Below are 22704 nucleotides of genomic sequence, written 5' to 3'. Positions count from 1 at the left end.
GGACAGGCTTTTTTCATGCCGAAGGATGGCAACCTGGGAGTGCTTTCAGCGCAGGAAGCCAACCAGCTTTTCTGCCTCGCTCACAATCGGTTCCGAGACGGCACGGGCCCGTTCGGCTCCCTGGCGCAGGACCTGCATGAGGTGAGCCTTGTCATCCATCAGGCGGCGGGTTTCATCGGCCACGGGGGCCAGTGTTTCGACCAGCAGGTCAGCCAGAGCCTGCTTGAAGGTGCCGAAGCCTTGGCCGGCAAACTGGCCCAGCACGTCAGCCAACGTCCTGTTGGACATGGCAGCGTAGATGGTCAGCAGATTGCGGGCCTCCGGGCGGCCTTCCAACCCGGCTTCCTCGGAGGGCAGAGGTTCGGCATCCGTGCGGGCCTTGCGGATCTTCTGGGCGATATCGTCTGCCGTATCATTCAGGATGATGCGACTCTGGGCAGACGGGTCGGACTTGGACATCTTCTTGCTGCCGTCCCGCAGGCTCATCACACGGGCAGCATGAGGCGGAATGAGCGGTTCAATCAGCGGGAAGAACTCGACACCCATATCGTGGTTGAACTTCTGTGCGATGTCATTGGCCAGCTCAAGATGCTGCCGCTGGTCGTCACCCACGGGCACCCGTGTGGCGTGGAAGGCCAGAATGTCCGCCGCCATGAGGTTGGGATAGACATACAGGCCAGCGGAATGGTTTTCCCGGTTCTTGCCTGCCTTGTCCTTGAACTGTGTCATGCGGTTCAGCCAGCCCAGACGGGACACGCAGTTGAAAATCCAGCCGAGGCGGGCATGGGCACTGACGGCGGACTGGTTGTACAGGCGGGTCGGGTCGATGCCGGAGGCCAGAAGGCAGGCAGTGGAGGCCAGTGTCTGTTCACGCAGGGCCTCCGGGGACCATGGCATGGTCAGGGAGTGCATGTCCACAAGGCAGAACAGGCAGTCATGGTCCTTCTGCAAGGTGACCCAGTTGCGGATGGCTCCGAGATAATTGCCCAGATGGGGAATGCCTGTTGGCTGGATTCCTGAAAAAACACGCTGCATGAACATGGTCCTGACAGAAGGAAAAGACAAAAGCCGCCCCGCTCAGAGGTGAGGGGACGGCGGAAAACCCTGCTGGCTGGGCAGATGGCAGAAGGCTATGCCCTTATTGAAGGGAATTGTCATCCTCGACACCCAGAAGCTGGATCTTGAAGATCAGCGGGCTGTTGGGCGGGATGATCCCCATGGACCGTTTGCCATACCCCAGCTGGGGCGGGACATAGAGCTCCCACGTATCGCCAACACGCATCAGGGGCAGCCCTTCCATCCAGCCGTCGATGACACCATCAAGAGGCATCTCCATGTAGGCGGCGCCGGTGTGCATTTCCGAGGCATCAAAAATGCCCCCGTCTGGCAGGCGGCCCTCATAGATGACCATCATGGTGGCTCCCTTCTGTGGGTGGGGCGCATCCTTGGGGCCAGATTTCAGGACCTTGTAGGCCAGACCATCAGGCAGTTTCTGCACTCCGGGCTGTTTGTAGACCTGATCCATGAACTGCTGGGGTGTCAGGTCCGGTTTCTGGTCGCCAGAGCAGCCTGTCAGGCCGAGCAGACCAGCCAGAGCGCAGACCGGCAGATAACGGAAGAAAGAACGCAGACAACGGGACATGGAAATGCCTCTTTGCAAGCTGGGAGGAAAAGGCGGGCACCACCGGGCCGTCAGACCCGGTGGAGACGGCAGGCTCAGGGCGTGCCGCCGCGGCGTCCCTTGTTGGCACCCAGCCGCAGCCGCAGGGCGTTCAGACGGATGAAGCCCTGTGCATCCACCTGATTGTAGGCACCTTCGTCATCCTCGAAGGTCACGACACGGGCATCATACAGGCTGTCGGGGCTTTCACGGCCCACGCAGATGACATTGCCCTTGTAGAGCTTCAGGCGCACACGGCCATTGACGGATTTCTGGCTGCTGTCGATCAGGGCCTGAAGCATGTGACGCTCCGGGGAGAACCACAGGCCGTTATAGATCAGCTCGGCATAGCGGGGCATGATGCTGTCCTTGAGGTGGGCAGCTTCACGGTCCAGCGTGATGGACTCCATGGAGCGGTGCGCCTGGAGCAGGATGGTACCGCCGGGCGTCTCGTAAATGCCACGGGACTTCATGCCGACGAAGCGGTTCTCCACGATGTCGAGACGGCCGATGCCGTTGGCTTTGCCCAGCTCGTTGAGGCGGGCCAGCAGATTGGCCGGGGAGAGGGCCTCACCATTGATGGCCACCGGGTCACCATGCTTGAAGTCGATGGTGATCTCGGTTGCCTTGTCCGGGGCAGCTTCCGGGGAGATGGTGCGCTGGAAGACGATCTCATCCGGCGGCAGGGAGGGATCCTCCAGAATCTTCCCTTCGGAGGAAGAGTGCAGCAGGTTGGCATCAACGGAGAACGGAGCCTCGCCCCGCTTGTCCTTGGTGACAGGAATCTGGTTCTTCTCGGCAAAGTCCAGCAGCTTGGTGCGGGAGGTCAGGTCCCATTCACGCCATGGGGCGATAACCTTCACGTCCGGTTTCAGGGCGTAATAGGCCAGCTCGAAGCGGACCTGATCGTTCCCCTTGCCTGTCGCACCATGCGCCACGGCGTCCGCACCGACGGCCTCGGCAATCTCGATCTGGCGTTTGGAGATCAGCGGGCGGGCGATGGAGGTGCCCAGCAGGTACTGGCCTTCATAAACCGTGTTGGCACGGAACATCGGGAAGACGTAGTCCTTGACGAAGGTTTCCCGCAGGTCTTCGACAAAGATTTCCTTCACGCCAAGGGATTCAGCCTTGCGGCGTGCGGGTTCCAGCTCTTCCCCCTGACCGAGATCAGCCGTGAAGGTGACAACCTCGCAGCCATAATGCTCCTGAAGCCAGCGGAGAATGACGGACGTATCCAGCCCACCGGAATAGGCCAGAACGACTTTCTTGATGCCTGAGGCTTTGCTCATGATCGTTATATACCTCTGCTGAAAGACAGAACCAGATATCGTTAAGTTATTATGGTCTTGTAACAGCTGTCAGGCCATTGGGCCAGAGGCCCATATCCGCAAGAGAAGGCTCAGGCCTCGTTTTTGCGGGATTCGGCCTGCCGCTTCCGCTCGCTCTGTGTCTTGAGCTGCCCGCAGGCGGCGAGGATATCCTTGCCACGGGGCATGCGGATGGGGGCGGCATAACCGGCATCCATGACGATCTGGGCAAAACTGGCCAGCCGCTCCCGTGTGGAGGGGCGGAAGTCCGATCCCGGCCATGGATTGAAGGGGATGAGATTGACCTTGGCGGGCAGGCCACGGATCAGCCGCACCAGCTCCCGGGCTTCGGCATCACTGTCATTCACGTCCCGGATCATGATGTATTCAAAGGTGATGCGGCGGGAGTTGGAGGCGGCCGGATAGCGGTGGCAGGCGGCCATCAGCTCCTCGATCGGGTATTTCCGGTTCAGCGGTACGAGCTGGTCCCGCAGGTCGTTGCGGACGGCATGGAGGGAAATGGCCAGATTGATGCCCAGCTCGTCACCGCAGCGGTCCATCATGGGCACGACGCCGGAGGTGGAGAGCGTGATCCGGCGGCGGGAGAGGGCGATGCCTTCGCCATCCATGATGATCTTCATGGCCTTGGCGACGTTCTCATAATTGTAGAGCGGCTCTCCCATGCCCATCAGCACGATGGTGGAGAGCAGGCGGGGCGTGTCGCCCTTGGGGCTGGGCCATTCGCCATAGCTGTCCCGTGCTGCCATGAACTGCCCGACAATTTCGGCTGCTCCCAGATTGCGGACGAGCTTCTGCGTTCCTGTATGGCAGAAGGTGCAGGACAGGGTGCAGCCCACCTGGGAGGAGATGCAGACGGCTCCACGGTCTTCCCGCCTGTCTGGAATATAGACAGTCTCTGCCTCCTGCCCGTCCCGGAAGCGGAAGAGGAACTTGCGCGTGTCGTCCTTGGATGTCTGCTGCGTCGTCAGGCTGGGGCGGCCGACGATGAAGTGCTTTTCCAGCTTGGCCTGCAAGGGCTTGGCGATGGTGGACATGCGGGAGAAGTCCGTCACGCCCTGATGATAGATCCAGTGCCAGAGCTGCTTGGCCCGGAAGGGCTTTTCGCCAATCTCGGTCAGGACCCCGGCCAGCTCTTCCCGGGAGAGGCCGACCAGCTCACGGCGTCCATCCTCCGTGACCGGTGTTGGCGGTGCGAACAGGGCTGACTTGGCCTCGATGCGTTTGCGCTCGCTCTCGTTGAGGGCATTCACGGCATCGGAGGAAATGGGAGCTGAAGAAGGCATCGGATGTGTCATGTGGTGGCTATAGCATGGGAACCCGTTTCCGGGTCAGAAAAGTGAGGGGCGAGGGTGGGCTTACCCGATGGCGTCCTTGCGGGCGGCGATGAGGAACTCCCTGTTGCCCTCGGGCCCGGTGATCGGGCTGGGAACCAGGCCAAGGATGGTCCAGCCGGGGAGGCTGGCAAACCAGTCCCGGATTTCCTCGCAGACACGTTCATGCACGGCGGGGTCCCGTACGACCCCCTTGGGGCCGATGTCGGTCCGGCCTGCCTCGAACTGCGGCTTGATGAGGGCCACGGCCCAGGCCCCATTTTTTGCCATGCCAAGGGCCGGAGCCAGAACGGTTTTCAGGCTGATGAAGCTGGCATCGCAGACGACGATGTCCGGGGCCTCGGGTATGTGTTCGGCATTCAGGTGGCGGGCGTTGGTTTTCTCCAGCACCACCACACGGTCATCGGAGCGTATCTTCCAGGCCAGCTGGCCGTGTCCGACATCCACGGCATAGACTTTTGCCGCTCCATTCTGGAGCAGCACGTCGGTAAAGCCGCCCGTTGAGGCTCCGACATCCACGGCGATCTTTCCCTCTGCAGAGAGGGGGAAATGTTCCAGTGCATGGGCCAGTTTCAGCCCGCCACGGGAGACCCAAGGATGGTCCTGCCCTTTCAGGGTCAGGGGCATGTCTTCAGTGAGCTGATCCCCTGCTTTTTTGACGGGCCTGTCACCATGCGGGCCGGCATAGACCAGCCCGGCCATGATGAGGGCCTGTGCCCGGCTGCGTGTCTCCACCAGCCCCCTGTCCACAAGGAGCTGGTCCGCACGGCGTTTGGCCATCAGGCCCCAGCCTTGCCATCAAAGGCCTTGCGGGCCAGATCGGCAATGTGACGGGCTGTCAGGCCCGCTTCTTCGTACTGGGCTGCAGGGGTGTTGTGGTCGATCCACGTATCCGGCAGGGCCATGGGGCGGAAACGGACCTGATCGAGCAGGCCGGTTTCGGCCAGATGCTGCACTACCTGCGTGCTGAACCCACCCGGTGCGCCATCCTCAATGGTGATGAAGACCTTGTGCTGGCGGGCAAGGGATTCGATCAGCGCACCGTCAACTGGCTTGGCGAAGCGGGCATCGGCCACGGTGACGGCAATACCGTCCCTGGCCAGCGTTTCGGCGGCCTTCAGGGCCTCGTGCAGGCGGGGACCGAGAGCAAGGATGGCTACGCCTTCTCCTTCGGAGGAGCGGATGATGCGGCCTTTGCCGATTTCCAGAATTTTCCCTTCATCGGGGAGTTTCTGGCCCAGACCAGCCCCACGGGGATAGCGCAGGGCGATTGGTCCGCTGTCATGCGCCCATGCCGTGGCCGTCATGTGAAGCAGCTCCACCTCATCAGACGGAGCCATGACCGTCATGTTGGGCAGACAGCAGAGATAGTTCAGGTCAAAGGAGCCTGCATGGGTTGCGCCGTCCGCACCGACAAGCCCGGCCCGGTCCACGGCAAAGCGGACAGGCAGGTTCTGGAGGGCCACGTCATGCATGACCTGATCATAGGCCCGCTGGAGGAACGTGGAGTAGATGGCGCAGAAGGGGCGCATCCCTTCGCTGGCGATCCCGGCGGCAAAGGTCACGGCATGCTGCTCGGCAATGCCGACATCAAAATAGCGGTCAGGATGCTGCTGGGCCATTTTGTCCAGCCCGGTGCCGGACGGCATGGCTGCCGTGATGGCAACCACCCTGTCATCCTGGTTGGCCCGGTGGAGCAGCTCGCGGGAGAAGACATCCGTGTAGGTGGGGGGACCAGCAGGCCCTTTTTTCTGCTTGCCGGTTTCCACGTCGAAGCGGGCGACGGCATGATATTTGTCCCCGGCGGCCTCGGCCGGTTTGTAGCCACGGCCCTTTTCCGTGATGACGTGCAGCAGGACGGGTCCCTTGTCCTCGGCATCCCGCAGGTTGCGGAGGATGGGGACGAGCTGGTGCATGTCGTGTCCATCTACCGGGCCGATGTAATAGAAGCCCAGCTCCTCGAACAGCGTGCCGCCGGTGATCATGCCACGGGCATATTCCTCGGCCCGTTTGGCTGTGCGCTCAATGCGGGAGGGCAGCCGTTTGGCCAGCTTGCCCGCCATGTCCCGCAGGGTGAGGAAGCGGCGGGAGGACATCAGGCGGCTGAGATAGTTGGACATGGCCCCGACAGGCGGCGCAATGGACATCTCATTGTCATTCAGGATGACGATGAGCCGTTCCGCTCCCTTGCCACCCATGGCCCCGGCATTGTTCATGGCCTCATAGGCCATGCCGGCGGAGATGGACCCGTCCCCGATGACGGAGATGACATTCCGTTCCCGGTAGGAAGGATGGTCCTCCGCATAGAGGTGATGGGCAACGGCCATGCCCAGTCCAGCAGAGATGGACGTGGAGGAATGGGCCGCACCGAAGGGGTCGTAGGGGCTTTCCGACCGGCGGGTGAAGCCGGAGAGACCGCCCGGCTGGCGCAGCGTGCGGATCTGCTCACGGCGGCCGGTCAGGATCTTGTGCGGATAGGCCTGGTGGCCGACATCCCAGATCACCCGGTCATCCGGTGTGTTGAACACTGCATGGAGGGCGACCGTCAGCTCGACCACGCCGAGGGAGGCACCCAGATGCCCACCCGTGGTGGAAACCGCATTGATGGTCTCCGAGCGGAGTTCTTCGGCCAGGGTGGTGAGCTGCTCGATGGACAGGTTTTTCATGTCCGCCGGTACGCTTACCCGATCCAGAAGAGGATAACGGCCCAGAGTAGGGATGGAGGAAGACGTGCTCATGAACAATCAGTTCCTGCGTTCAACGAAATAATCAGCGAGGGCACGGAGCGTATCCGCACGGGGGCCGAAAGAGGAAAGGGACTGGCGGGCCTGCTCGCTCAGGCGCAGGGCCTCCTTGCGGGCCCCTTCGATGCCAAGCAGCGAGACGTAGTTGGACTTGCAGGCATCTTCATCTTTCCCTGCCGTTTTACCCAGTTCTTCGGTGCTGGCGGTAGTGTCCAGAATGTCATCAGCCACCTGGAAGGCCGTGCCGAGGTCGGTTCCGTAGCGGACGATGGCTTGGCGGCGTGGGTCATCGGCCTTGAGCCCTGCCAGAATGGCCCCGGCTTCTGCTGCATAGCGGATGAGGGCACCTGTTTTCATGGCATGAAGGCGTTTGACCTTCTCGAGAGGAAGAGCCTTGCCTTCCCCGCGGATGTCGATGACCTGACCGCCCACCATGCCTGCACTGCCGGAGGCACGGGCCAGTGCCAGCGCCAGCTCGGCCCGGATGGTGGGGTCTGCACTTGTGGCGTCTTCCAGCAGGACTTCGAAGGCACTGGTCTGGAGGGCATCACCAGCGAGGATGGCGAAGGCCTCATTGAATTTCTTGTGGGTGGAAGGCTGGCCCCGGCGGAGGTCATCATCATCCATGGCAGGCAGGTCATCATGGACGAGAGAATAGGCGTGCAGGAACTCGACGGAGGCAGCCACACGCAGGGCGGCTTCACGGGATGCCCCGAAAAGGGCTGCGATCTCCAGCACGAGGAATCCTCGCAGCCGTTTGCCGCCATTCAGGGCGGCATAGCGCATGGCGTCGATCAGCAGGGATTCATCACCCGGCACTGGCGGCAGGAGAGCATCAATGCTGGCCTCGATCTCACGACAGGCCTGGCGGAGGGCATCCTTGAGGGGAAGGGCGTGGCTGTCGGTCATCGGGAAGTCTCCTTGCGGAAGGTGGCTGTCGTAAGTGTGTGCAGGCAATGATTCATCAGAATGGAATCTCATCATCCAGATGAGGCGGCGGGGAAGACCAGCCTTCCCTTGGGGCGGGTGATGGCCTCCTGGGGCTGGCGTTGGCCCTTCTGCGTGGGGCAGGCTGTTCTGCCTTCTCCAGAGGTTCTTCCGACAGGGAGCCATCAGCCTTCTGGACGATGGCCTTCACACGCATTTCTGCCTCTCCCAGCTTTTCCTCACAATGGCGGCGCAGGGCAGCACCGCGTTCATAAGCGGAGATTGCGTCTTCCAGCTTCATCTGGCCGCTTTCCAGCCCGCGGACGATCTGCTCAAGTTCGGCCAGGGCGTTTTCAAAAGAAAGCTGGTGCAGCGGTGTTGTCTGTGTCGTCGTAGGGTCGGGCATGAACTATCCAGCCGGGGTTCAGATCATGAAACTTACAGGGCATTACAGGGATGGAGAGATTTTTTCCAGCCCTCATCCTGCCCGTCGGGGAACATCACGGAGCGCCGTGATGTTTTTCCGGGAGAGTGGCAACCCTGTTTTAACGTTTTTTATCGAGGAACATCAGGGCTTTTGTCTTACAGTTTCATTAAAACCGCCCCTGCAGAATCATGTAACAGAGAAAAGTTATATCAAGACAAATTATGACAGGTGTAACTTTTCGAAATGCCCGTCTGATGAGTAGCATGGCCGTGTAGAGCAGCATTCCGCAGGCAAGGGCCAGCATGAAACTGCCCGTAACGACCGTCAGCAGAACCATGCAGAGGGGTGGGAAGGACTCTTCCAGATTGTCGGGCAGTTCGGTCAGGTTGCTGAGCATGATGATTCCGACAAAGACCAGTACAGGGGCCGTTGCCAGAGCGGGGATGGCTGTTATCAGGGGCCAGAAGAAACAGGAGAGGGCAAACAGCAGGGCGACCACAAGGGCGCTGAGGCCTGTACGGCCACCGGCTTCGGCGCCTGTCAGGCTTTCCAGATAGGCGGAAACGGTACAGGTTCCAAGCAGGGCCCCGATGATGCTGGCTGCTCCGTCCGCTGCAAAGGCGCGGGGAGGCAGGTCGGGTTGTTCTCTGGTGCCGCAGAGCCCAGCCTGTCGTGTCACTGTCAGCATCGTGCCTGTGGCATCGAAGAAATCGCTGAGCAGGATATAGAGCGTGATGGGCAGCAGCAGCCCGAGATGCTGAAAGAATTCATGGAAGTCGAAGGGCGCAAGCATGTTGACCGGATAATGGGGCCAGTCAATCAGGTGGCCGGGAAGCTGGGTCAGGGGCTGCCCATCAGGGCCGGGGACGACAAGGCCGGCAAGGGTCAGGACCATGATGGTGACAAGCAGCCCTGCGGGAATACGGAGAAGCTGGAGCAGCAGGCAGAACATCACCCCAGCCAGGGCAAGGATCACGGCCGGGTGCGAGAGGGAGGCAAAACCAAGCCCGCCTGCGGATGGGACGGCGATTCCGGCGGAGATGAGACCGATCCGGGCGATGAAAGCGCCAATGGCTGTCTGGATGCCCAGTATGATGCAGGGTGGAAAGCTCTGTATGATTTTCAGGCGAAGCCGTGTGAGCGAGAGGAGCGTGAAACACATCCCGCTGAAGAGGACGACCGTGAAGGCCGTGGAGGGTGAGACATGGGCCTGCTGAACGACCACCTGGGCAAACAGGACATTGCTGCTCATGGCGGGGGCCAGGGCTATGGGCAGCCGTGCCCATAGGGCCATGAGCAGTGTTCCGGCTACGGCACCGGCGATGGTGGTCATGATCATGTCATGGCGGGCCAGTCCGGCACCTGCCAGAACAGCCGGATTGACGGCCATGATATAGGCCATGGAGCCAAAAATGGTCAGTCCGGCACTGATTTCACGGGGGATTGTTGAGTGACGCCGGGTGATCTGGAAGAAATGGTCAAGGGAAGAGCGGATCACGGCGTCATGTTTCATGAAAGAGGGGATGTCTAGCGGGGCCAGTCGTGGAAGAGCCGGTAGAGCAGGGGGGTAAAGAGTGTACGGGCCTCCTGCTCTGGCAGCTGGGCATAGAGAGCCCCGATGACGGATGGTGAGAGCCACCGGCCCTGCCGTATGGCTTCATGGAGTCCAGCGGCTGAAAAACCATGGAGTGTAAAGTGCTGGAGAGCGTTTTCCACGGGGTCCAGCTTGGAGAATGAGGAGATCTCTGCGGGGACGAGGGTTACGGGGGCGTCATCGGGGAAAGCCAACGCTGTCGGGCGGAGCGAGAGCCTGACAGCTCCGTCATCCTGTTGGAGATGGAGGGGCAGGCAGTCCAGCAGGGTCGGGAAACAGGTGGAGGCAGGGGCTGCTGCGGGCAGGTATGGGAGGCCAGACGGACGGTCTGCATACAGCCATGCCCGATTTTCCATTCCCGGTACGGGGTTTTCCGGTTTGATGAGGCAGAGCGGTATCAGCGTGGGATTGTCCCGGAGTTCCTCAAGGGGGTGGAAGCCTGTCATGCGGCTGTCCCTGTTCAGGGCAAGCCGCTGTCCGTCGCGGTGCAGATGGAACCGGTTGAAGCGGCAGGCGGTCTCGGGGGGAGGTGCCCCAGTGGAGGAGGTAGGGGCCTGTCCATTCTGTATGGCGTAACAGGCACCGAGGATCAGGCCCTGAAGGAGATGGGCGCTGATATCCAGCGTCTGGGGCAGGAGAGCCTGCCCTTTGTCGTAGAACTGTTCGCTGCGGTCGAAGTGGCGGCGCATCTGCGGTGTGTGGCTGCTGGTGGCAGCATCATGCAGGATGCGGGCAGCGGACCAGTCCGGCGCTGCATGGATATGGGCAAACGGGTCTGGCAGGCCCTGTCTGCTGGAAGGACGGAAAAAAGACCGTGTGACCCGGCTGTCCGGGAAATTGCTGTCGGCGTGGGTCTGAAAGAGGGCCCGTGGATGGGGCATCTGCCCATCAAGGGTTTTGTGGGCCCATTGGCCAAGGCCGGTCAGGCACCAGTTGACAGGGAGATGACTGGTTTTCTGGAAGGTCTCTGCCCCCAGTTCTGCCTCCATCCCGGTCAGGAACGCCTTCACGGAGCCGCCATCAGGTGTGAAATATTCATCCACGGCCAGCTGGATGATCCAGTCGAAATGGTCGCCCTCCTGCTGGAGCATGGTCAGCAGGGCATCCTGATGGCGGTGCAGGCTGTCTGTTTCCTGGCGGTCCGTTGTCAGCAGGCGGATGTCGTAGTTGCGTGCTGCCTGGGTCAGGATGTCCTGTGTACCATCGGTGGAATGGTCGTCACAGATGAGCAGGGCCGAAAAACCCGCCGCCATATGGTGGGCGATCCACCAGCCAAGCCTGTTGGCTTCATTGTGGACGCAGAGAAGGGCGGCGGTCCGGGGCATGGGTCAGTCCATCTTCAAGGCGGCGAGGAAGGCGCTCTGCGGAATTTCGACCTTGCCGAACTGCCGCATGCGTTTTTTGCCCTCTTTCTGCTTTTCCAGCAGCTTGCGTTTACGGGAGATGTCACCACCATAACATTTGGCCGTGACATCCTTGGAGAGAGCCCCCAGCGTCTCACGGGCGATCACCTTGGAGCCGATGGAGGCCTGGATGGCGATCTTGAAGAGCTGGCGGGGGATGAGGTCTTTCAGCTTGGCGCAGATGGCCCGGCCCCGTGTCTCGGCCACGGTACGGTGGGCGATGAAAGCCAGGGCATCCACTGGCTCGTGATTGACGAGGATGGAGATGCGGACCAGATCGCTCTCCTCGTAACCATCCATCTGATACTCGAAGGAGGCATAACCCCGCGTGAGGGATTTCAGACGGTCATAGAAGTCGAACACCACCTCGTTGAGGGGCAGGCGGTACACGACCATGGCCCGGTCTCCAACATAGGTCAGGTCGATCTGGACGCCACGACGTTCCGTGCAGAGGGTGAGGACGGACCCCAGATACTCGTCCCGCACGAGGATGGAGGCCTTGATCCACGGCTCTTCGATATAGTCGATCTTGCTGATCTCCGGCATGTCGGCCGGGTTGTGCAGCTCTTCGACCTCGCCGTTGTTCATGTGCATCTTGTACACGACGGAGGGAGCGGTGGCGATGAGGTCCAGATTGAACTCACGGGAGAGACGCTCCTGGATGATCTCCAGATGCAGCAGCCCGAGGAACCCGCAGCGGAACCCGAAGCCGAGGGCAGCCGATGTTTCCGCTTCGAAGTGGAAGGAGGCGTCATTGAGCCGCAGCTTGCCGAGGCTGGTGCGCAGCTTGTCGAAATCGTCGGCATCGACAGGGAAGAGACCACACCAGACGACCGGTATGGAGGGCTTGAAGCCGGGCAGGGCCTTTTCCGCCGGGCGGTTGTCCAGCGTGATGGTGTCACCGACATTGCAGTCCGCCACGGTCTTGATGGCGGCATTGATGTAGCCCATTTCCCCCGGGCCAAGGGAATCGACCGGCTGCATCTTGGGCAGGAACACGCCGACCTGATCGACATGATAGGTTGCCCCGGTCTGCATCATGCGGATCTTGTCGCCCCGCTTCAGGCGGCCTTCCTTGATGCGGACAAGGATGATGACGCCGAGATAGCTGTCGTACCAGCTGTCCACCAGCAGCCCCTGGAGGGGAGCCTCGGCATCACCCTTGGGGGCAGGCAGGCGCTGGACGAGGGCTTCCAGCACGCCTTCGATGTTCAGGCCCGTCTTGGCACTGATCTCCACGGCATCATCTGCCGGGATGCCGACCACTTCCTCGATCTGGGCACGGACACGTTCCGGCTCAGCAGCCGGGAGGTCAATCTTGTTGAGAACGGGGACGATCTCATGGTTGGCGTCAATTGCCTGATAGACGTTGGCCAGAGTCTGCGCCTCGACGCCCTGTGAGGCATCCACGACCAGAAGGGACCCTTCGCAGGCGGCGAGGGAACGGCTGACCTCGTAGGCGAAGTCCACATGGCCGGGCGTGTCCATGAGGTTGAGCGTATAGACGTTGCCATCCTTGGCGGGATAGGTCAGCCGGACAGTCTGGGCCTTGATGGTGATGCCCCGCTCCTGCTCCAGCTCCATGGAATCGAGAACCTGCCCCTTCATTTCACGGGCAGTCAGGGCGCCGCAGGCTTCGATCAGCCGGTCGGCCAGGGTGGATTTGCCATGGTCGATATGGGCGATGATGGAAAAATTGCGGATGAGGTGAAGCGGTGTGTCGGTCATGACGCCCTAATTAGGTGATTCTGAAAGTTCTGTCAGCATGTGTGGTGGCGGGGAGGCCCCCGCCACGGGTGAAGGGGGCTAGCGGTCTGTCAGGCGGAACTCGATCCGTCGGTTGCGGGCCAGAGCTTCCGGGCTTGAGCCATTGTCCAGTGGCTGATAGCCGGAGAATGCCGTGGCAGCAATGTGATGCGGGTCCACCCCATTGGTGATCAGTGTTTTGACGACCGTAATGGCACGGGCGGATGACAGCTCCCAGTTGCTTGGGAAAGTGGAGCGGATCGGCTTGCGGTCCGCATGGCCATCAACACGGAGAATCCATGGGACATCAGACGGAATGGTGGCCGCCACCTCACGGAACGTACGGGCCAGGGTGAGGAGCTGTTTCTGGCCTGTCGGGGTGAGAGTTGCGCTGCCACTGGGGAAGAGAATCTCGGACTGGAAGACAAAGCGGTCGCCCACAATGGAGATTCCCGGCTGATTTTTGAGAATGTCCCTCAGTCTGCCAAAGAACTCGGAACGGTAACGCTGAAGCTGGTTGACCTTGTCAGCGAGGGCGATGTTGAGCTTCTGCCCCAGCTCGGCGATGCGGGCATCCTTGTCCACCTCGTTCTTCTTTTCAATCTCCAGGGCACTGGAGACGGCCTGGAGCTGCCGGGTCAGCTCGGTGATCTGCGATGAGAGATCGGCAATGCTGCCAAGCTGGGCGCTTTCGACCTCTTTTGAGTGGGTCTGCATGTCGTCCAGCTGATGCTGTCGCTCATCAAGCTGGCTCTTCAGCGTGGCGACCATGGCACGCTGTTCCTGCTCGGCACTGCTCAGCGTTTTGACCTTTGCCTCACTGAGGGAGAGCATGCCACTGAGATGGGTGAGCTCCTGCTTCAGGTTTTCCAGAGCGTGTTCTCTCTGGGTGATGGTCGCAGAGAGGAATTCCTGCCCGAGGACGAAGACGAGCAGGACGAACGTGACCACCATCAGCAGGGAGGAGAGGGCGTCCACATAGCCCGGCCAGGCATTGATGGAGCCGGAGCGGTGACGGCGGCGGGCCATGGTCAGCCCTCCCCACGCCGGGAGATGAAGGGGCTTTTCTCACTTCTGGCAAGGGAAACGATATCGGTACGCAGGCCGAGCAGCTGCCTTTCCATGTCCTGAAGCAGCTGGGTGACGGCCGGATCCTCGAAGTGACGCTGGCTGACGCTGCTGCTCAGGGCCTTCATGGTCCGCAGTGTGGCCTGGTTCCCTTCTTCGATCTGCTGAAGGATCTGCTGGAGCTGCGAGAGGTCCTGCGGAGGGGCGGCAGGGGGTGCCTGATGGCTGCGGAGGGTCTCGTTGATTTCTGTCAGCTTCTCAATGATGTGCGTCTGTCCAGCCCGGATGGCCTCATCATGCTGATGGGATGTGGTTTCACGTTCATGAGGCAGGGCTTCACGGATCTCCGCCAGCTTCTCGATGATGGCGGCCTGCCCTTCACGGAGGACTTTATCATGAGGCTGAGCGGCTGCTTCACGATGATGCAGGAGATTCTCGCTGATGCGCGTCAGTCTCTCAATGAGAGACCCTTGATTTTCACGGGATGGGGAGGATGTGTCATGTTGCGTCGCTGGAGCTCCCTTGCGGAAGGTCTCATTCATGCTGGTCAGCTGGCCGAGAATGGCGGACTGGTCCTTGTGGAAGGCACCATCGGCATAGAGCTTGTGCATGGTTTCGTTCAGGGTGCGCAGGCCAAGAATGATCTTGGCGTTGTCCTCTCCGTCCACCTCCAGGATGCGGCGCAGGATGGTGATGTTCTGCTGGAGCAGGGCCACATTTTCCGTCGTGAGCCGCATGAAGTCCTGCACACGTGGCAGCCAGGCTTCCATGGTGGCCAGCCTGTCTTCTGCGGGGCTGTCAGGTCCTGTTTCCGGGTTTTCGAGAAAGGTCTGGTCAGCCAGCCATTCCTCGATCTCATTGGCAAAACGGTTCTGCGCCTGTCCTGATGTCAGGTCGAGGAAGCCGAGAATGAGCGACCCCGCCAGACCGAACATGGAGGCAGAGAAGGCCGTGGACATGCCACCGAGCGGTTTGACCAGTCCTGTTTTGACGTGCTCGAACATGGTGGATATGTCCGCCCCGCCGGAAGGCATGGCGCTGATGACATCTGCCACGGAACGTACGGTGAGAATCAGCCCATAGAACGTGCCCAGCAGCCCGAGAAAGACCAGAAGCTGCGTGATGTAGCGGGAAATCTCCCGGCCTTCATCCATGCGGGCTTCCAGGCTTTCCAGCATGGCCCGTGTGGTCTGGGTGGAGAGGGAGAGACCGGGATTCTCATCCCGCCGTGCCCGCAGGACACGGGCCATGGGGGAGAGAAGCCGGGGCGGCTCCGGCACTTTCAGCCCGGCTCGTGGCTGGCGCAGGATGTTGACCCAGCGGACTTCAGGAAAGAGCCGGATGGTCAGATGGAGGTTCCAGAGAATGCCCAGCATCAGGATGGCGATGATGACACCGTCCAGTCCCGGATTGACCATGAAAGCATGGACCAGCACATCCCGCAGGGCAAAGGCCAGCCCCATGATGATTAGCAGAAAAACAACGATACGGACGAGATAACGGGTCGGGCGCGTCATGGTGCCGTGTTTCCTTTTTCAGGACTGTCTGAAGGAGAGGGGTTGGCTTCGGGGAGGATGTCCAGCCTGTCCGCAGGGGCGGTGTCGGTACTGTCTGGCCGCCCTTGGGCGATGGGGTAGATGCGTGTCGTGGCAATGCCGCTCCGTACCAGCAGGCCACGCACGGCCAGGGCACGGGAGAGGGCCAGACGGCGGGGTGCAGAGATGTCGCTGCCGGGCACCGTGGCATAACTGCGGAGTACGAAGCGTGTGTCTGCTTTCGGGGCCATGGTCTCCGCATAATGGCGGATGGACTCGATGGTTGTGGCGTTCAGGCCGGTGCTGCCGGTGTCGAACAGGATGCGCAGGGCGTCCGCCTCCTGCGGCTCGGTATGGCTGTGGCTGCTTCCGTCGGGCTGGATGTCCGCTGCGGGAACGGCAGGGTGCAGGATGACAGGGAATTCTGGTGGGGTGATGACTGTCGGTTTGGGAGCCTCAGCAGCAATGCTGGGAACCCGGGTATATCCCGGCGGTACGGGCGGGGCCTGCGGTACGGGGGCAGGATGGGTCACCGTGCGATTTTCCTGCCGGGCGGATTGCCGGGGTGTCTGGGTTGCTGGTGCAGCCTCGGGGAGGGCATCCAGATTCGTGGAAACCTGGGCCCGCACCGCCGGGGCGCACAGAAGCCCCGCCACGAGAGGCGTGCAAAGCAGAGGGAAGAGGGAAGCCAGCCGGTTTTTCATGCCTGCATCCTATGCGGAGGAGCCGCATCCTGCAATCTTTATGGCGGTACCATAGCAGAGAACACGGCTCCATCCCCGGTCATGGTGGAATGATGTTTCAGTCCTGCGTGAGGGCGTTGTGCACCAGTTCACGCAGGGGGGCATGGAAGTGCTGGTTGCCAGCGACGACATGGACATCATCATCAAGGGTACCGAGGTCGTTGCCCTCAACATCCGTGGCATGGCCACCGGCCTCCCGGACAATCAGCAGCCCTGCGGCACAGTCCCACGGCTTCAGGCCCAGCTCCCAGTAACCTTCATAGCGGCCGGCAGCCAGCCAGGCGAGGTCCAGGGCGGCAGCGCCGCAGCGGCGGATGCCAGCGACCTTGGGCATCAGGCTGCTCAGCACGCGGCCAAAAGGCATGCGGTACTGGGCTGGTACCTTGGCGAAAGGAATCCCCGTGGCAAACATGGCTTCCGAAAGCTTGCGCCGGGCAGAGACACGGATGCGCCGGTCATTGAGGAAGGCACCAATGCCTTTCTCGGCCCAGAACATCTCATGAGAGGCCGGGTTGTAAACGACGGCGGCCACCAGCTCGACGTCCCCATTCGGATGGCGACGCTGGAGGGCGATGGAAATGGCCCAGTGCGGAATGCCATGGAGGAAGTTGGAGGTGCCGTCCAGCGGGTCGACAATCCAGCGCCATGTCCAGTTGTCACCGCCAGAGGCCCCGCTCTCTTCCATAAGGAAGGCATAGCCGGGACGGGCACGGGCCAGTTCTTCACGGATGGTCTTCTCGGCCCGCATGTCGGCCTGGGAGACAAAGTCTCCCGGACCCTTGATGCTGACCTGGAGCTGCTCGACCTCGGCAAAGTCACGCAGGAGAGACCGCGCCGCTTTCTGCGCGGTGTTCTGCATGACAGCCATATGGGGAGAAAGACGCATGATCAGTCCTTGGCACGCTCGACGTAGGTGGCGTCTTCCGTGCGGACGACAATGCGCTCACCGGCCTCGATGAAAGGAGGCACCATCACCTTCACGCCGTTGGAGAGTACGGCAGGCTTGTAGGAGGAGCTGGCCGTCTGGCCCTTGACGACCGGGTCGGCCTCGGCAATCTCCAGCGTGACCTGCGGCGGCAGGGTGACGGCCACCGGGTCGCCCTCGACCAGCTTGACGCTGATGGTCATGTTGTCCTGAAGGAAGGGGAGCTGATCGCCAAGGATGTCCTTCGGCAGCATGGTCTGCTCGAACGTCTCGGGGTCCATGAGGACGATGTTGTCGCCATCCATGTAGGAATAGATGTAGTCGTTGTCCTCTGTGACGAGACGCTCGACGGTGTCGGCCGTACGCCACCGCTCGTTGCTCTTGTTGCCGCTGGCGAGGTCGCGCATCTCCACCTGGATGAAGGCACCGCCCTTGCCGGGGGTCAGAATCTGCTGCTTGAGGACGGTCCAGCGGCGGCCGTTATGTTCGATGACCTGCCCGGCCCGGATGAGGTTGGCTTGCTGTTTCATGTCAGCTCCTGATGTACATGCAAAAGATCGGGTATTGCTCAAGGCTTCTGGCCATGCAGGCAGGGCAGAAGCGGAAACTCTCTGATGAACTTCAGGGAGACTTCTAGCCGCGTCGGTGGGGCGGGCGCAAGCTCCCTCTGTACACTCTAGGTAAAAGGGTAAGGCTTTCCATCCGGTCCCCGTGCCTGCGAGGAGCCGGAGCTTTCATCGGCCGGGGTGGAGACGAGATAATCCGGCCCGAGTGGAACCTTGCCTTTCCCGCCCGGTATGTCCACGACATAGGTCGGCCAGACCAGCCCGGAGACCCGGCCCCGCAGGCTTTCCAGCAGGGCACGGCCTTCCTCCACCGGCACATGGAAATGCGCCGTGCCGGGGGCGGAATCGAGGTGATGCAGGTAGTAGGGCTTGATGCGGGCGGCGATCAGGGCACGGAGGAGGGCCTCCAGCGATTCCGTGGTGTCATTCACGCCCCGCAGCAGGACGGACTGGGACAGGACGGGGATACCCCGGCCCAGCATCTGCCGGACAGCCACACGGGCCTCGTCCGTCAGCTCCCGGGCATGGTTGATGTGGGCAACCATCCAGAGGGCACGGTCAGTCTCCATGGCGTCGAGAAGCGCCGTGGTCAGGCGTTCCGGGGCGGCGACGGGAACACGGCTGTGGATGCGGATGATGTCGATGTGACTGATGGAGGACAGGCGCTGGATGATGTGTTGCATCCGGCGGGGGGAGAGCATCAGCGGGTCGCCCCCGGTCAGGATGATTTCCCGTATCTGCGGATGTGCCTCTATCCAGTGGAAGGCGGTTTCCAGAGCCTCTTCCCCCAGCAGGCCGCCATCGGGCCCTACATGCTCCCGCCGGAAGCAGAAGCGGCAGTAGAGCGGGCAGACCAGCAGGGGCTTGAGCAGGGCCCTGTCTTCATAGCGATGCACGATGCCGGGAACGGGGGAGAGGGCCTCATCACCGATCGGGTCTTCGCTTTCATGGGGCATGGTCCGCAGCTCCCGGGCATCGGGAATGACCTGCCGGGCGATCGGGTCATCCGGGCTGGTGATGAGCCGCTGGAAGGCGGGGGGAATGGCCGTGGCATAATGCCTGGCCACCTCCTCCAGTGCCGGGGCCTGTTCCGGCGTGATGAGCTTCGCCTCGAGAAGCGATTGTGTGCTGCGGAGGGTTCTGCCTGACGGGGAGGATGAGGCGGTATCGTGCATGAGGTTGCTCTAGCGAAAGGCCGCGTCGTCCTGCAAGAAAACTCTGCCTATGGTGCCGTGCGGGGCCTCTGGCCTATAGGGAGGGGACGGCATCGCCGGATGAGGGTGGAAGGAAACGGTCATGGAGAGTTCCAGCGCAACACAGACGACAGCCCGGATACAGGAGCGCCTGCCCCTGCTGCGCCGGCGTGCCCGGATGGTGCAGGCCGTGCGGGCCTTCTTTGAGGGCAGGGGGTATCTGGAGGTCGAGACACCCTATGCCGTTCCGGCACCGGGGGAAGAGGTGCATCTGCGCTGTTTCCGCACGGTTCTGGAACGTCCTGATGGCACGGACGAGGTCCGTTACCTCCATACCAGTCCTGAATTTGCCATGAAGCGTCTGGTGGCGGCCACGGGGCAGCCCCTGTTCCAGCTGGCCCGTGTCTGGCGCAACGGGGAGCGGAGTGCGACCCACATGCCGGAATTCACCATGCTGGAATGGTATCGTCCCGGTGCCGGGCTGTCGTCCCTCATGGATGAGACGGAGGACCTGCTGCGTCGTGTCCTGCCGCCCCGTCTCTCTCATGGGGATATCATGCTGGAGCTGGACCGGCCTTTTGAACGCCTGACGATGCAGGAGGCTTTTGCCCGCCATGTCGGGGTGGACCTGCTGGCCAGTGCCGGGGATGCCGACCGTCTGGCCCGTGAGGCCGGGGTGGTGCTGCGGGAGGGAGAAAGCTGGGAGGACCTGTTCTTTCGCCTGCTTCTGGAAAGGATCGAGCCGCATATAGGGCGGGAGCGACCGACCTTTCTGACGCATTGGCCTGCCGAACAGGCGGCTCTGGCAAAGCGTGATCCGGCTGATCCTCGGGTGGCCCTGCGTTTCGAGCTGTATGCTGCCGGGCTGGAGCTGGCCAATGCCTTCGAGGAGCTGACGGACCCGCAGGAGCAGCGCCAGCGTTTTGAAACGGACCGGGCACGGCGGATGCAGATCACACCAGAGCAGGACTGGCCGCTGGATGAAGCTTTTCTTGAGGCATTGGCCGACATGCCGCCGACTTCTGGCATTGCACTGGGCTTCGACAGGCTCGTGATGCTGGCAACGGGTGCCCCTCGTCTTGAGGAGATTCTTTGGTTAAGCTGAGGCGGAGCGGAATTTTCTGTTTTCAGGGTGCAGGCGTGCGGAACAGGGGGAGGAATATGGAACGAGATGTGAATGGTGCGGGAAAGCGCCGGGCATGGCTGGTCCTTGGGGCTGTCATGCTGCTGGGCGGGTGTACGGTCCCGGCCCTTCAGCGGCCAAAGGTTCTGGATTCCATGGTTGGTCAGTCAACCGTTGAACTGCTGCGGCGGTTTGGGGTTCCGGCCCGTACCTACGATGTACAGGGGCACAATTTCCTCTCTTATATCGAGACACAGACGCAGGTTTCGCCGGGCTATTCCAGCTGGGATTGGGGCTGGGGCGGTGGATACGGGTACGGCTATGGTGGCGGCTGGGGGGGCATCAACATTCCCCCGAGCTATTACAGCGCTACCTGTCAGACGACATTTGAGGTTGTGGGAGACAAGGTTGTGGGATGGAAGCTGTATGGGGGAGGATGTTGAGCCTGATGCGTAGCTCTTTTGGAGGACAGGCTCTGTCCGTGAGGCTGGGTCTGTCCTGTATGGTTCTTGCCGTTCTGGCGGGTTGTTCTGGCCATCGGGTGATCCGGCAGGATCCTGTTGACGTACATGGCTCAACCCATGCGGAGGCCTTGCCCGAGGCGAAAAGCATTCAGGCGACATACCGGCCTGCCGCACCGGATGCGCCTCCCAATCCGCAGGTCCGGTACCACATGCCGCCTGCTTTCTCTTTTGAGGACAGGCCGTTGAGCGACAATCTGGCCAGTGCCATTGAGCTGGCCGATTTTGAGGCTGCCGTCATAAGGGCGGGATACTGGTCCATTCTTGAGGGAGAGAAGGATCATACCGTGCTGGCTGTTCCCAATGGGCCGTTTGAAGCCTTCAAGCATGAGGTCAGGCCGGACCTCATGAGGGCAACGGGGCATGGTTATCTGACGGGCTTCATTGGCCAGATGATTCTTGTGGGGCACTGGGACATGCCGACAATCCGGCGCAAGGCGGCGAAGAGGGGCGGGAGCATACAGGTGCGGACATTGGCCGGCCCCGGCTATGACGTGATCCTGAAGCCCACGGCCTTCGGGAATGTGGAGGTCATCGGCAAAGATGGCACCGTGACATTGGCCGGTGATGGCTATCCGCAGTCCAACGGGGTTCTGTATATGGTGGATTCAATCCTTCCCTACCAGTAACAGGGTTTCGTCAGGGGATGGCTGCACTTATGGCCGTGAAATGGTCCAGGCCATTCTCTGCCGGGTCCAGCGTGATGGCCAGAAAGTCAGCTCCGGCCTGGGTGGCCGCCAAGGCTTCTTCCATGGTGCAGACATGCTCGGCCACGACAGGCAGTTCCGCAAACAGGCTCCACTGCTTCAGGGCTGTCAGCCCGATGGCGGGCAGGCTGACATAATCGGCTCCCTGTTCCCCGGCCAGCATGGCGTCATCCAGTGTCAGGCAATGGCAGCCGATCTGGAACGCTTCCGGTCTGTCTCTGCGTCCGGCAAAGGTTTTGACATCTTTCGGGCTGGAAAGATGGACGCCATCGCTCTCCTTGAGGGAGAGACCATGGAGCAGATCAAGGTTGGCGGGAGCCAGAATCAGGGCGATATCTCTTTCCCAGGCCATCTGACGAACGGCATCCAGCTGTTTCCGCTCTGGTGGCCTGTCGAAGCAGAGCCGCAGAGCCGTGACGGCCTCTTGCGCCAGCAGGGGAGGAAGCTGCGCCTGAAGCTGTGTCAGGGCGGGAAGTGAGGGGATGACAGGGTAGAGGTCACAGTGATTCATGAGGGTCAGATGTGACAGATTGTTGGCTGGTTGACCAGCATTTCGTCTCCTGGAAGAGAGGCAGGTCCAGCATGACGTCACCTTCTGGGCGGCTGGAGAAAAGGCGATGTTTCATGTCGTCGGGGAGTCCAGCACGGAAATCGCGGCAAACGACTCCGTCAATCCCTTCATGCAGGGCGCTGATGGCCAGTGAGGCGCTGGCACCGCAATCAAGAATGGAAGGGGCTTCAGCTCCTCTGGTGAGGTGGAGCCACCAGTCTACGCCCAGGCTTGCCCCGGCATGGAGGGGCGAGAGGATGGTGAAGGGCCGTGTGGCGAAATGTTGATGAGCCTTCAGGAGGGCAGGGCGGGTGGAAATGGTGATGAAGGGGCGTGGAAAGGGTGGAAAGGTGCTTGACGCACTGTAAAGATCGGTCATTCTGGCTTCATCTGGGAAATCAGCTGGATGGTCATGTTGGGAGTGCAGGGGAATCCTGCCATGGCAGACGTGCATCATAGGCCATGAAGGTGGGGGTGTCAGTGCAGGAGAACAGGCAGTTGAGTGTCATGCAGAAAAATCCGGATCTTGAACGGTTGGAAATTGCCCTTGTCCAGCTTGGTTTTGCTCTGGAGCAGCAGGAAATCCAGGCCGAAGCCGAGCGTACGGAACAGA

22 protein-coding genes and 1 pseudogene (1 of these 23 only partly in view) are annotated in these 22704 nt (G+C 61.4%); 4 read left to right on the top strand and 19 right to left on the bottom strand.

The features are described 5' to 3' along the window. Positions 1 to 45: 45 nt before the first annotated feature. From trpS to DTQ13_RS01445, 17 genes and pseudogenes are all read right to left on the bottom strand, one after another. The gene (gene trpS, locus DTQ13_RS01525; RefSeq protein WP_086431348.1) at positions 46 to 1035 is read right to left on the bottom strand and encodes a tryptophan--tRNA ligase; all 990 of its coding nucleotides are present in this window, start codon (positions 1033 to 1035) and stop codon (positions 46 to 48) included. A gap of 103 nt (positions 1036 to 1138) precedes the next feature. Continuing rightward, entirely contained in the window at positions 1139 to 1630 is a 492-nt protein-coding gene (locus tag DTQ13_RS01520; protein ID WP_043558393.1) for an FKBP-type peptidyl-prolyl cis-trans isomerase, read from the bottom strand. A gap of 86 nt (positions 1631 to 1716) precedes the next feature. Further along, complete coding sequence (locus tag DTQ13_RS01515) at positions 1717 to 2949, bottom strand: argininosuccinate synthase (protein ID WP_043557929.1); 1233 nt, start codon at positions 2947 to 2949, stop codon at positions 1717 to 1719. 110 nt (positions 2950 to 3059) lie between these two features. Then, positions 3060 to 4271: a 23S rRNA (adenine(2503)-C(2))-methyltransferase RlmN gene (rlmN, locus tag DTQ13_RS01510; protein WP_373364578.1), complete on the bottom strand. Its 1212-nt coding sequence runs from the start codon at positions 4269 to 4271 to the stop codon at positions 3060 to 3062. Between the two features lie 72 nt (positions 4272 to 4343). Beyond that, positions 4344 to 5099, bottom strand: a complete 756-nt coding sequence (locus DTQ13_RS01505) for a TlyA family RNA methyltransferase (protein WP_248460918.1) — start codon at positions 5097 to 5099, stop codon at positions 4344 to 4346. Beyond that, on the bottom strand, positions 5099 to 7057 hold the full coding sequence (gene dxs / locus DTQ13_RS01500) for a 1-deoxy-D-xylulose-5-phosphate synthase (protein WP_248460916.1): 1959 nt from the start codon (positions 7055 to 7057) through the stop codon (positions 5099 to 5101). Before dxs ends, DTQ13_RS01505 begins: the two co-directional genes overlap by 1 nt. Positions 7058 to 7063: 6 nt before the next feature. Then, positions 7064 to 7972: a polyprenyl synthetase family protein gene (locus tag DTQ13_RS01495; protein ID WP_043557935.1), complete on the bottom strand. Its 909-nt coding sequence runs from the start codon at positions 7970 to 7972 to the stop codon at positions 7064 to 7066. Between the two features lie 178 nt (positions 7973 to 8150). After that, positions 8151 to 8396: pseudogene (locus DTQ13_RS01490) on the bottom strand (exodeoxyribonuclease VII small subunit); the annotation flags it as partial. A gap of 187 nt (positions 8397 to 8583) precedes the next feature. Then, entirely contained in the window at positions 8584 to 9930 is a 1347-nt protein-coding gene (locus DTQ13_RS01485; protein ID WP_248460915.1) for an NCS2 family permease, read from the bottom strand. A 14-nt stretch (positions 9931 to 9944) separates the two neighbouring features. Next, a complete protein-coding gene (locus DTQ13_RS01480; protein WP_248460913.1) occupies positions 9945 to 11336 on the bottom strand; it encodes a glycosyltransferase family 2 protein in 1392 nt (463 codons plus the stop codon). Between the two features lie 3 nt (positions 11337 to 11339). Next, a complete protein-coding gene (gene lepA / locus DTQ13_RS01475; RefSeq protein WP_043557939.1) occupies positions 11340 to 13142 on the bottom strand; it encodes a translation elongation factor 4 in 1803 nt (600 codons plus the stop codon). 78 nt (positions 13143 to 13220) lie between these two features. Next, positions 13221 to 14189 (bottom strand): peptidoglycan -binding protein, encoded by a 969-nt coding sequence (locus DTQ13_RS01470; protein WP_086441993.1) that lies wholly within the window; start codon positions 14187 to 14189, stop codon positions 13221 to 13223. A gap of 2 nt (positions 14190 to 14191) precedes the next feature. Then, positions 14192 to 15745: a MotA/TolQ/ExbB proton channel family protein gene (locus DTQ13_RS01465; protein ID WP_248460910.1), complete on the bottom strand. Its 1554-nt coding sequence runs from the start codon at positions 15743 to 15745 to the stop codon at positions 14192 to 14194. Further along, the gene (locus DTQ13_RS01460) at positions 15742 to 16467 is read right to left on the bottom strand and encodes an OmpA family protein (RefSeq protein WP_248460905.1); all 726 of its coding nucleotides are present in this window, start codon (positions 16465 to 16467) and stop codon (positions 15742 to 15744) included. Before DTQ13_RS01460 ends, DTQ13_RS01465 begins: the two co-directional genes overlap by 4 nt. Positions 16468 to 16564: 97 nt before the next feature. Then, positions 16565 to 17392, bottom strand: coding sequence for an inositol monophosphatase family protein (locus tag DTQ13_RS01455; RefSeq protein WP_086431222.1), 828 nt, complete (start codon positions 17390 to 17392; stop codon positions 16565 to 16567). A gap of 2 nt (positions 17393 to 17394) precedes the next feature. Next, positions 17395 to 17961, bottom strand: a complete 567-nt coding sequence (efp, locus tag DTQ13_RS01450; RefSeq protein ID WP_043557943.1) for an elongation factor P — start codon at positions 17959 to 17961, stop codon at positions 17395 to 17397. Positions 17962 to 18107: 146 nt separating this feature from the next. Further along, positions 18108 to 19172: a lysine-2,3-aminomutase-like protein gene (locus tag DTQ13_RS01445; protein ID WP_086431221.1), complete on the bottom strand. Its 1065-nt coding sequence runs from the start codon at positions 19170 to 19172 to the stop codon at positions 18108 to 18110. 121 nt (positions 19173 to 19293) lie between these two features. Here DTQ13_RS01445 and epmA point away from each other — a divergent pair, with 121 nt between their 5' ends. The 3 genes from epmA to DTQ13_RS01430 are packed head-to-tail and all read left to right on the top strand — an operon-like array spanning position 19294 to position 21463. Next, the gene (gene epmA, locus DTQ13_RS01440; RefSeq protein WP_248460903.1) at positions 19294 to 20295 is read left to right on the top strand and encodes an EF-P lysine aminoacylase EpmA; all 1002 of its coding nucleotides are present in this window, start codon (positions 19294 to 19296) and stop codon (positions 20293 to 20295) included. A 56-nt stretch (positions 20296 to 20351) separates the two neighbouring features. Beyond that, on the top strand, positions 20352 to 20756 hold the full coding sequence (locus DTQ13_RS01435) for a hypothetical protein (protein WP_086431220.1): 405 nt from the start codon (positions 20352 to 20354) through the stop codon (positions 20754 to 20756). 5 nt (positions 20757 to 20761) lie between these two features. After that, positions 20762 to 21463, top strand: a complete 702-nt coding sequence (locus tag DTQ13_RS01430; RefSeq protein WP_248460901.1) for a hypothetical protein — start codon at positions 20762 to 20764, stop codon at positions 21461 to 21463. Positions 21464 to 21473: 10 nt separating this feature from the next. Here the strand turns inward: DTQ13_RS01430 and DTQ13_RS01425 are convergent, their stop codons facing one another. After that, positions 21474 to 22052: a thiamine phosphate synthase gene (locus DTQ13_RS01425; RefSeq protein WP_248460899.1), complete on the bottom strand. Its 579-nt coding sequence runs from the start codon at positions 22050 to 22052 to the stop codon at positions 21474 to 21476. Further along, positions 22039 to 22470, bottom strand: coding sequence for a hypothetical protein (locus DTQ13_RS01420; protein WP_248460891.1), 432 nt, complete (start codon positions 22468 to 22470; stop codon positions 22039 to 22041). The genes DTQ13_RS01425 and DTQ13_RS01420 overlap by 14 nt, the downstream gene beginning before the upstream one ends. A 128-nt stretch (positions 22471 to 22598) precedes the next feature. Here DTQ13_RS01420 and DTQ13_RS01415 point away from each other — a divergent pair, with 128 nt between their 5' ends. Beyond that, positions 22599 to 22704: the 5' portion of a hypothetical protein gene (locus tag DTQ13_RS01415; protein ID WP_103765175.1), read on the top strand. It continues 128 nt past the right edge of the window; the window shows 106 of its 234 coding nt (coding positions 1-106); the start codon lies at positions 22599 to 22601; its stop codon lies off the right edge, out of view.

It is taken from the genome of Parasaccharibacter sp. TMW 2.1888 (genome assembly GCF_023167265.1).
Classification (GTDB): domain Bacteria; phylum Pseudomonadota; class Alphaproteobacteria; order Acetobacterales; family Acetobacteraceae; genus Bombella; species Bombella apis.
Note: the sequence above shows the minus strand (reverse complement) of the source record. Positions and strands in the feature narration are given on the sequence as shown.

What these genes read in the sequence shown, in the direction of transcription:
- trpS (WP_086431348.1), bottom strand. Translation starts at nt 1,035, where the DNA reads ATGCAGCGTGTTTTTTCAGGAATCCAGCCAACAGGCATTCCCCATCTG.
- DTQ13_RS01515 (WP_043557929.1), bottom strand. Translation starts at nt 2,949, where the DNA reads ATGAGCAAAGCCTCAGGCATCAAGAAAGTCGTTCTGGCCTATTCCGGT.
- rlmN (WP_373364578.1), bottom strand. Translation starts at nt 4,271, where the DNA reads ATGCCTTCTTCAGCTCCCATTTCCTCCGATGCCGTGAATGCCCTCAAC.
- DTQ13_RS01505 (WP_248460918.1), bottom strand. Translation starts at nt 5,099, where the DNA reads ATGGCCAAACGCCGTGCGGACCAGCTCCTTGTGGACAGGGGGCTGGTG.
- dxs (WP_248460916.1), bottom strand. Translation starts at nt 7,057, where the DNA reads ATGAGCACGTCTTCCTCCATCCCTACTCTGGGCCGTTATCCTCTTCTG.
- DTQ13_RS01495 (WP_043557935.1), bottom strand. Translation starts at nt 7,972, where the DNA reads ATGACCGACAGCCACGCCCTTCCCCTCAAGGATGCCCTCCGCCAGGCC.
- DTQ13_RS01485 (WP_248460915.1), bottom strand. Translation starts at nt 9,930, where the DNA reads ATGAAACATGACGCCGTGATCCGCTCTTCCCTTGACCATTTCTTCCAG.
- DTQ13_RS01480 (WP_248460913.1), bottom strand. Translation starts at nt 11,336, where the DNA reads ATGCCCCGGACCGCCGCCCTTCTCTGCGTCCACAATGAAGCCAACAGG.
- lepA (WP_043557939.1), bottom strand. Translation starts at nt 13,142, where the DNA reads ATGACCGACACACCGCTTCACCTCATCCGCAATTTTTCCATCATCGCC.
- DTQ13_RS01470 (WP_086441993.1), bottom strand. Translation starts at nt 14,189, where the DNA reads ATGGCCCGCCGCCGTCACCGCTCCGGCTCCATCAATGCCTGGCCGGGC.
- DTQ13_RS01465 (WP_248460910.1), bottom strand. Translation starts at nt 15,745, where the DNA reads ATGACGCGCCCGACCCGTTATCTCGTCCGTATCGTTGTTTTTCTGCTA.
- DTQ13_RS01460 (WP_248460905.1), bottom strand. Translation starts at nt 16,467, where the DNA reads ATGAAAAACCGGCTGGCTTCCCTCTTCCCTCTGCTTTGCACGCCTCTC.
- DTQ13_RS01455 (WP_086431222.1), bottom strand. Translation starts at nt 17,392, where the DNA reads ATGCGTCTTTCTCCCCATATGGCTGTCATGCAGAACACCGCGCAGAAA.
- efp (WP_043557943.1), bottom strand. Translation starts at nt 17,961, where the DNA reads ATGAAACAGCAAGCCAACCTCATCCGGGCCGGGCAGGTCATCGAACAT.
- DTQ13_RS01445 (WP_086431221.1), bottom strand. Translation starts at nt 19,172, where the DNA reads ATGCACGATACCGCCTCATCCTCCCCGTCAGGCAGAACCCTCCGCAGC.
- epmA (WP_248460903.1), top strand. Translation starts at nt 19,294, where the DNA reads ATGGAGAGTTCCAGCGCAACACAGACGACAGCCCGGATACAGGAGCGC.
- DTQ13_RS01435 (WP_086431220.1), top strand. Translation starts at nt 20,352, where the DNA reads ATGGAACGAGATGTGAATGGTGCGGGAAAGCGCCGGGCATGGCTGGTC.
- DTQ13_RS01430 (WP_248460901.1), top strand. Translation starts at nt 20,762, where the DNA reads ATGCGTAGCTCTTTTGGAGGACAGGCTCTGTCCGTGAGGCTGGGTCTG.
- DTQ13_RS01425 (WP_248460899.1), bottom strand. Translation starts at nt 22,052, where the DNA reads ATGAATCACTGTGACCTCTACCCTGTCATCCCCTCACTTCCCGCCCTG.
- DTQ13_RS01420 (WP_248460891.1), bottom strand. Translation starts at nt 22,470, where the DNA reads ATGACCGATCTTTACAGTGCGTCAAGCACCTTTCCACCCTTTCCACGC.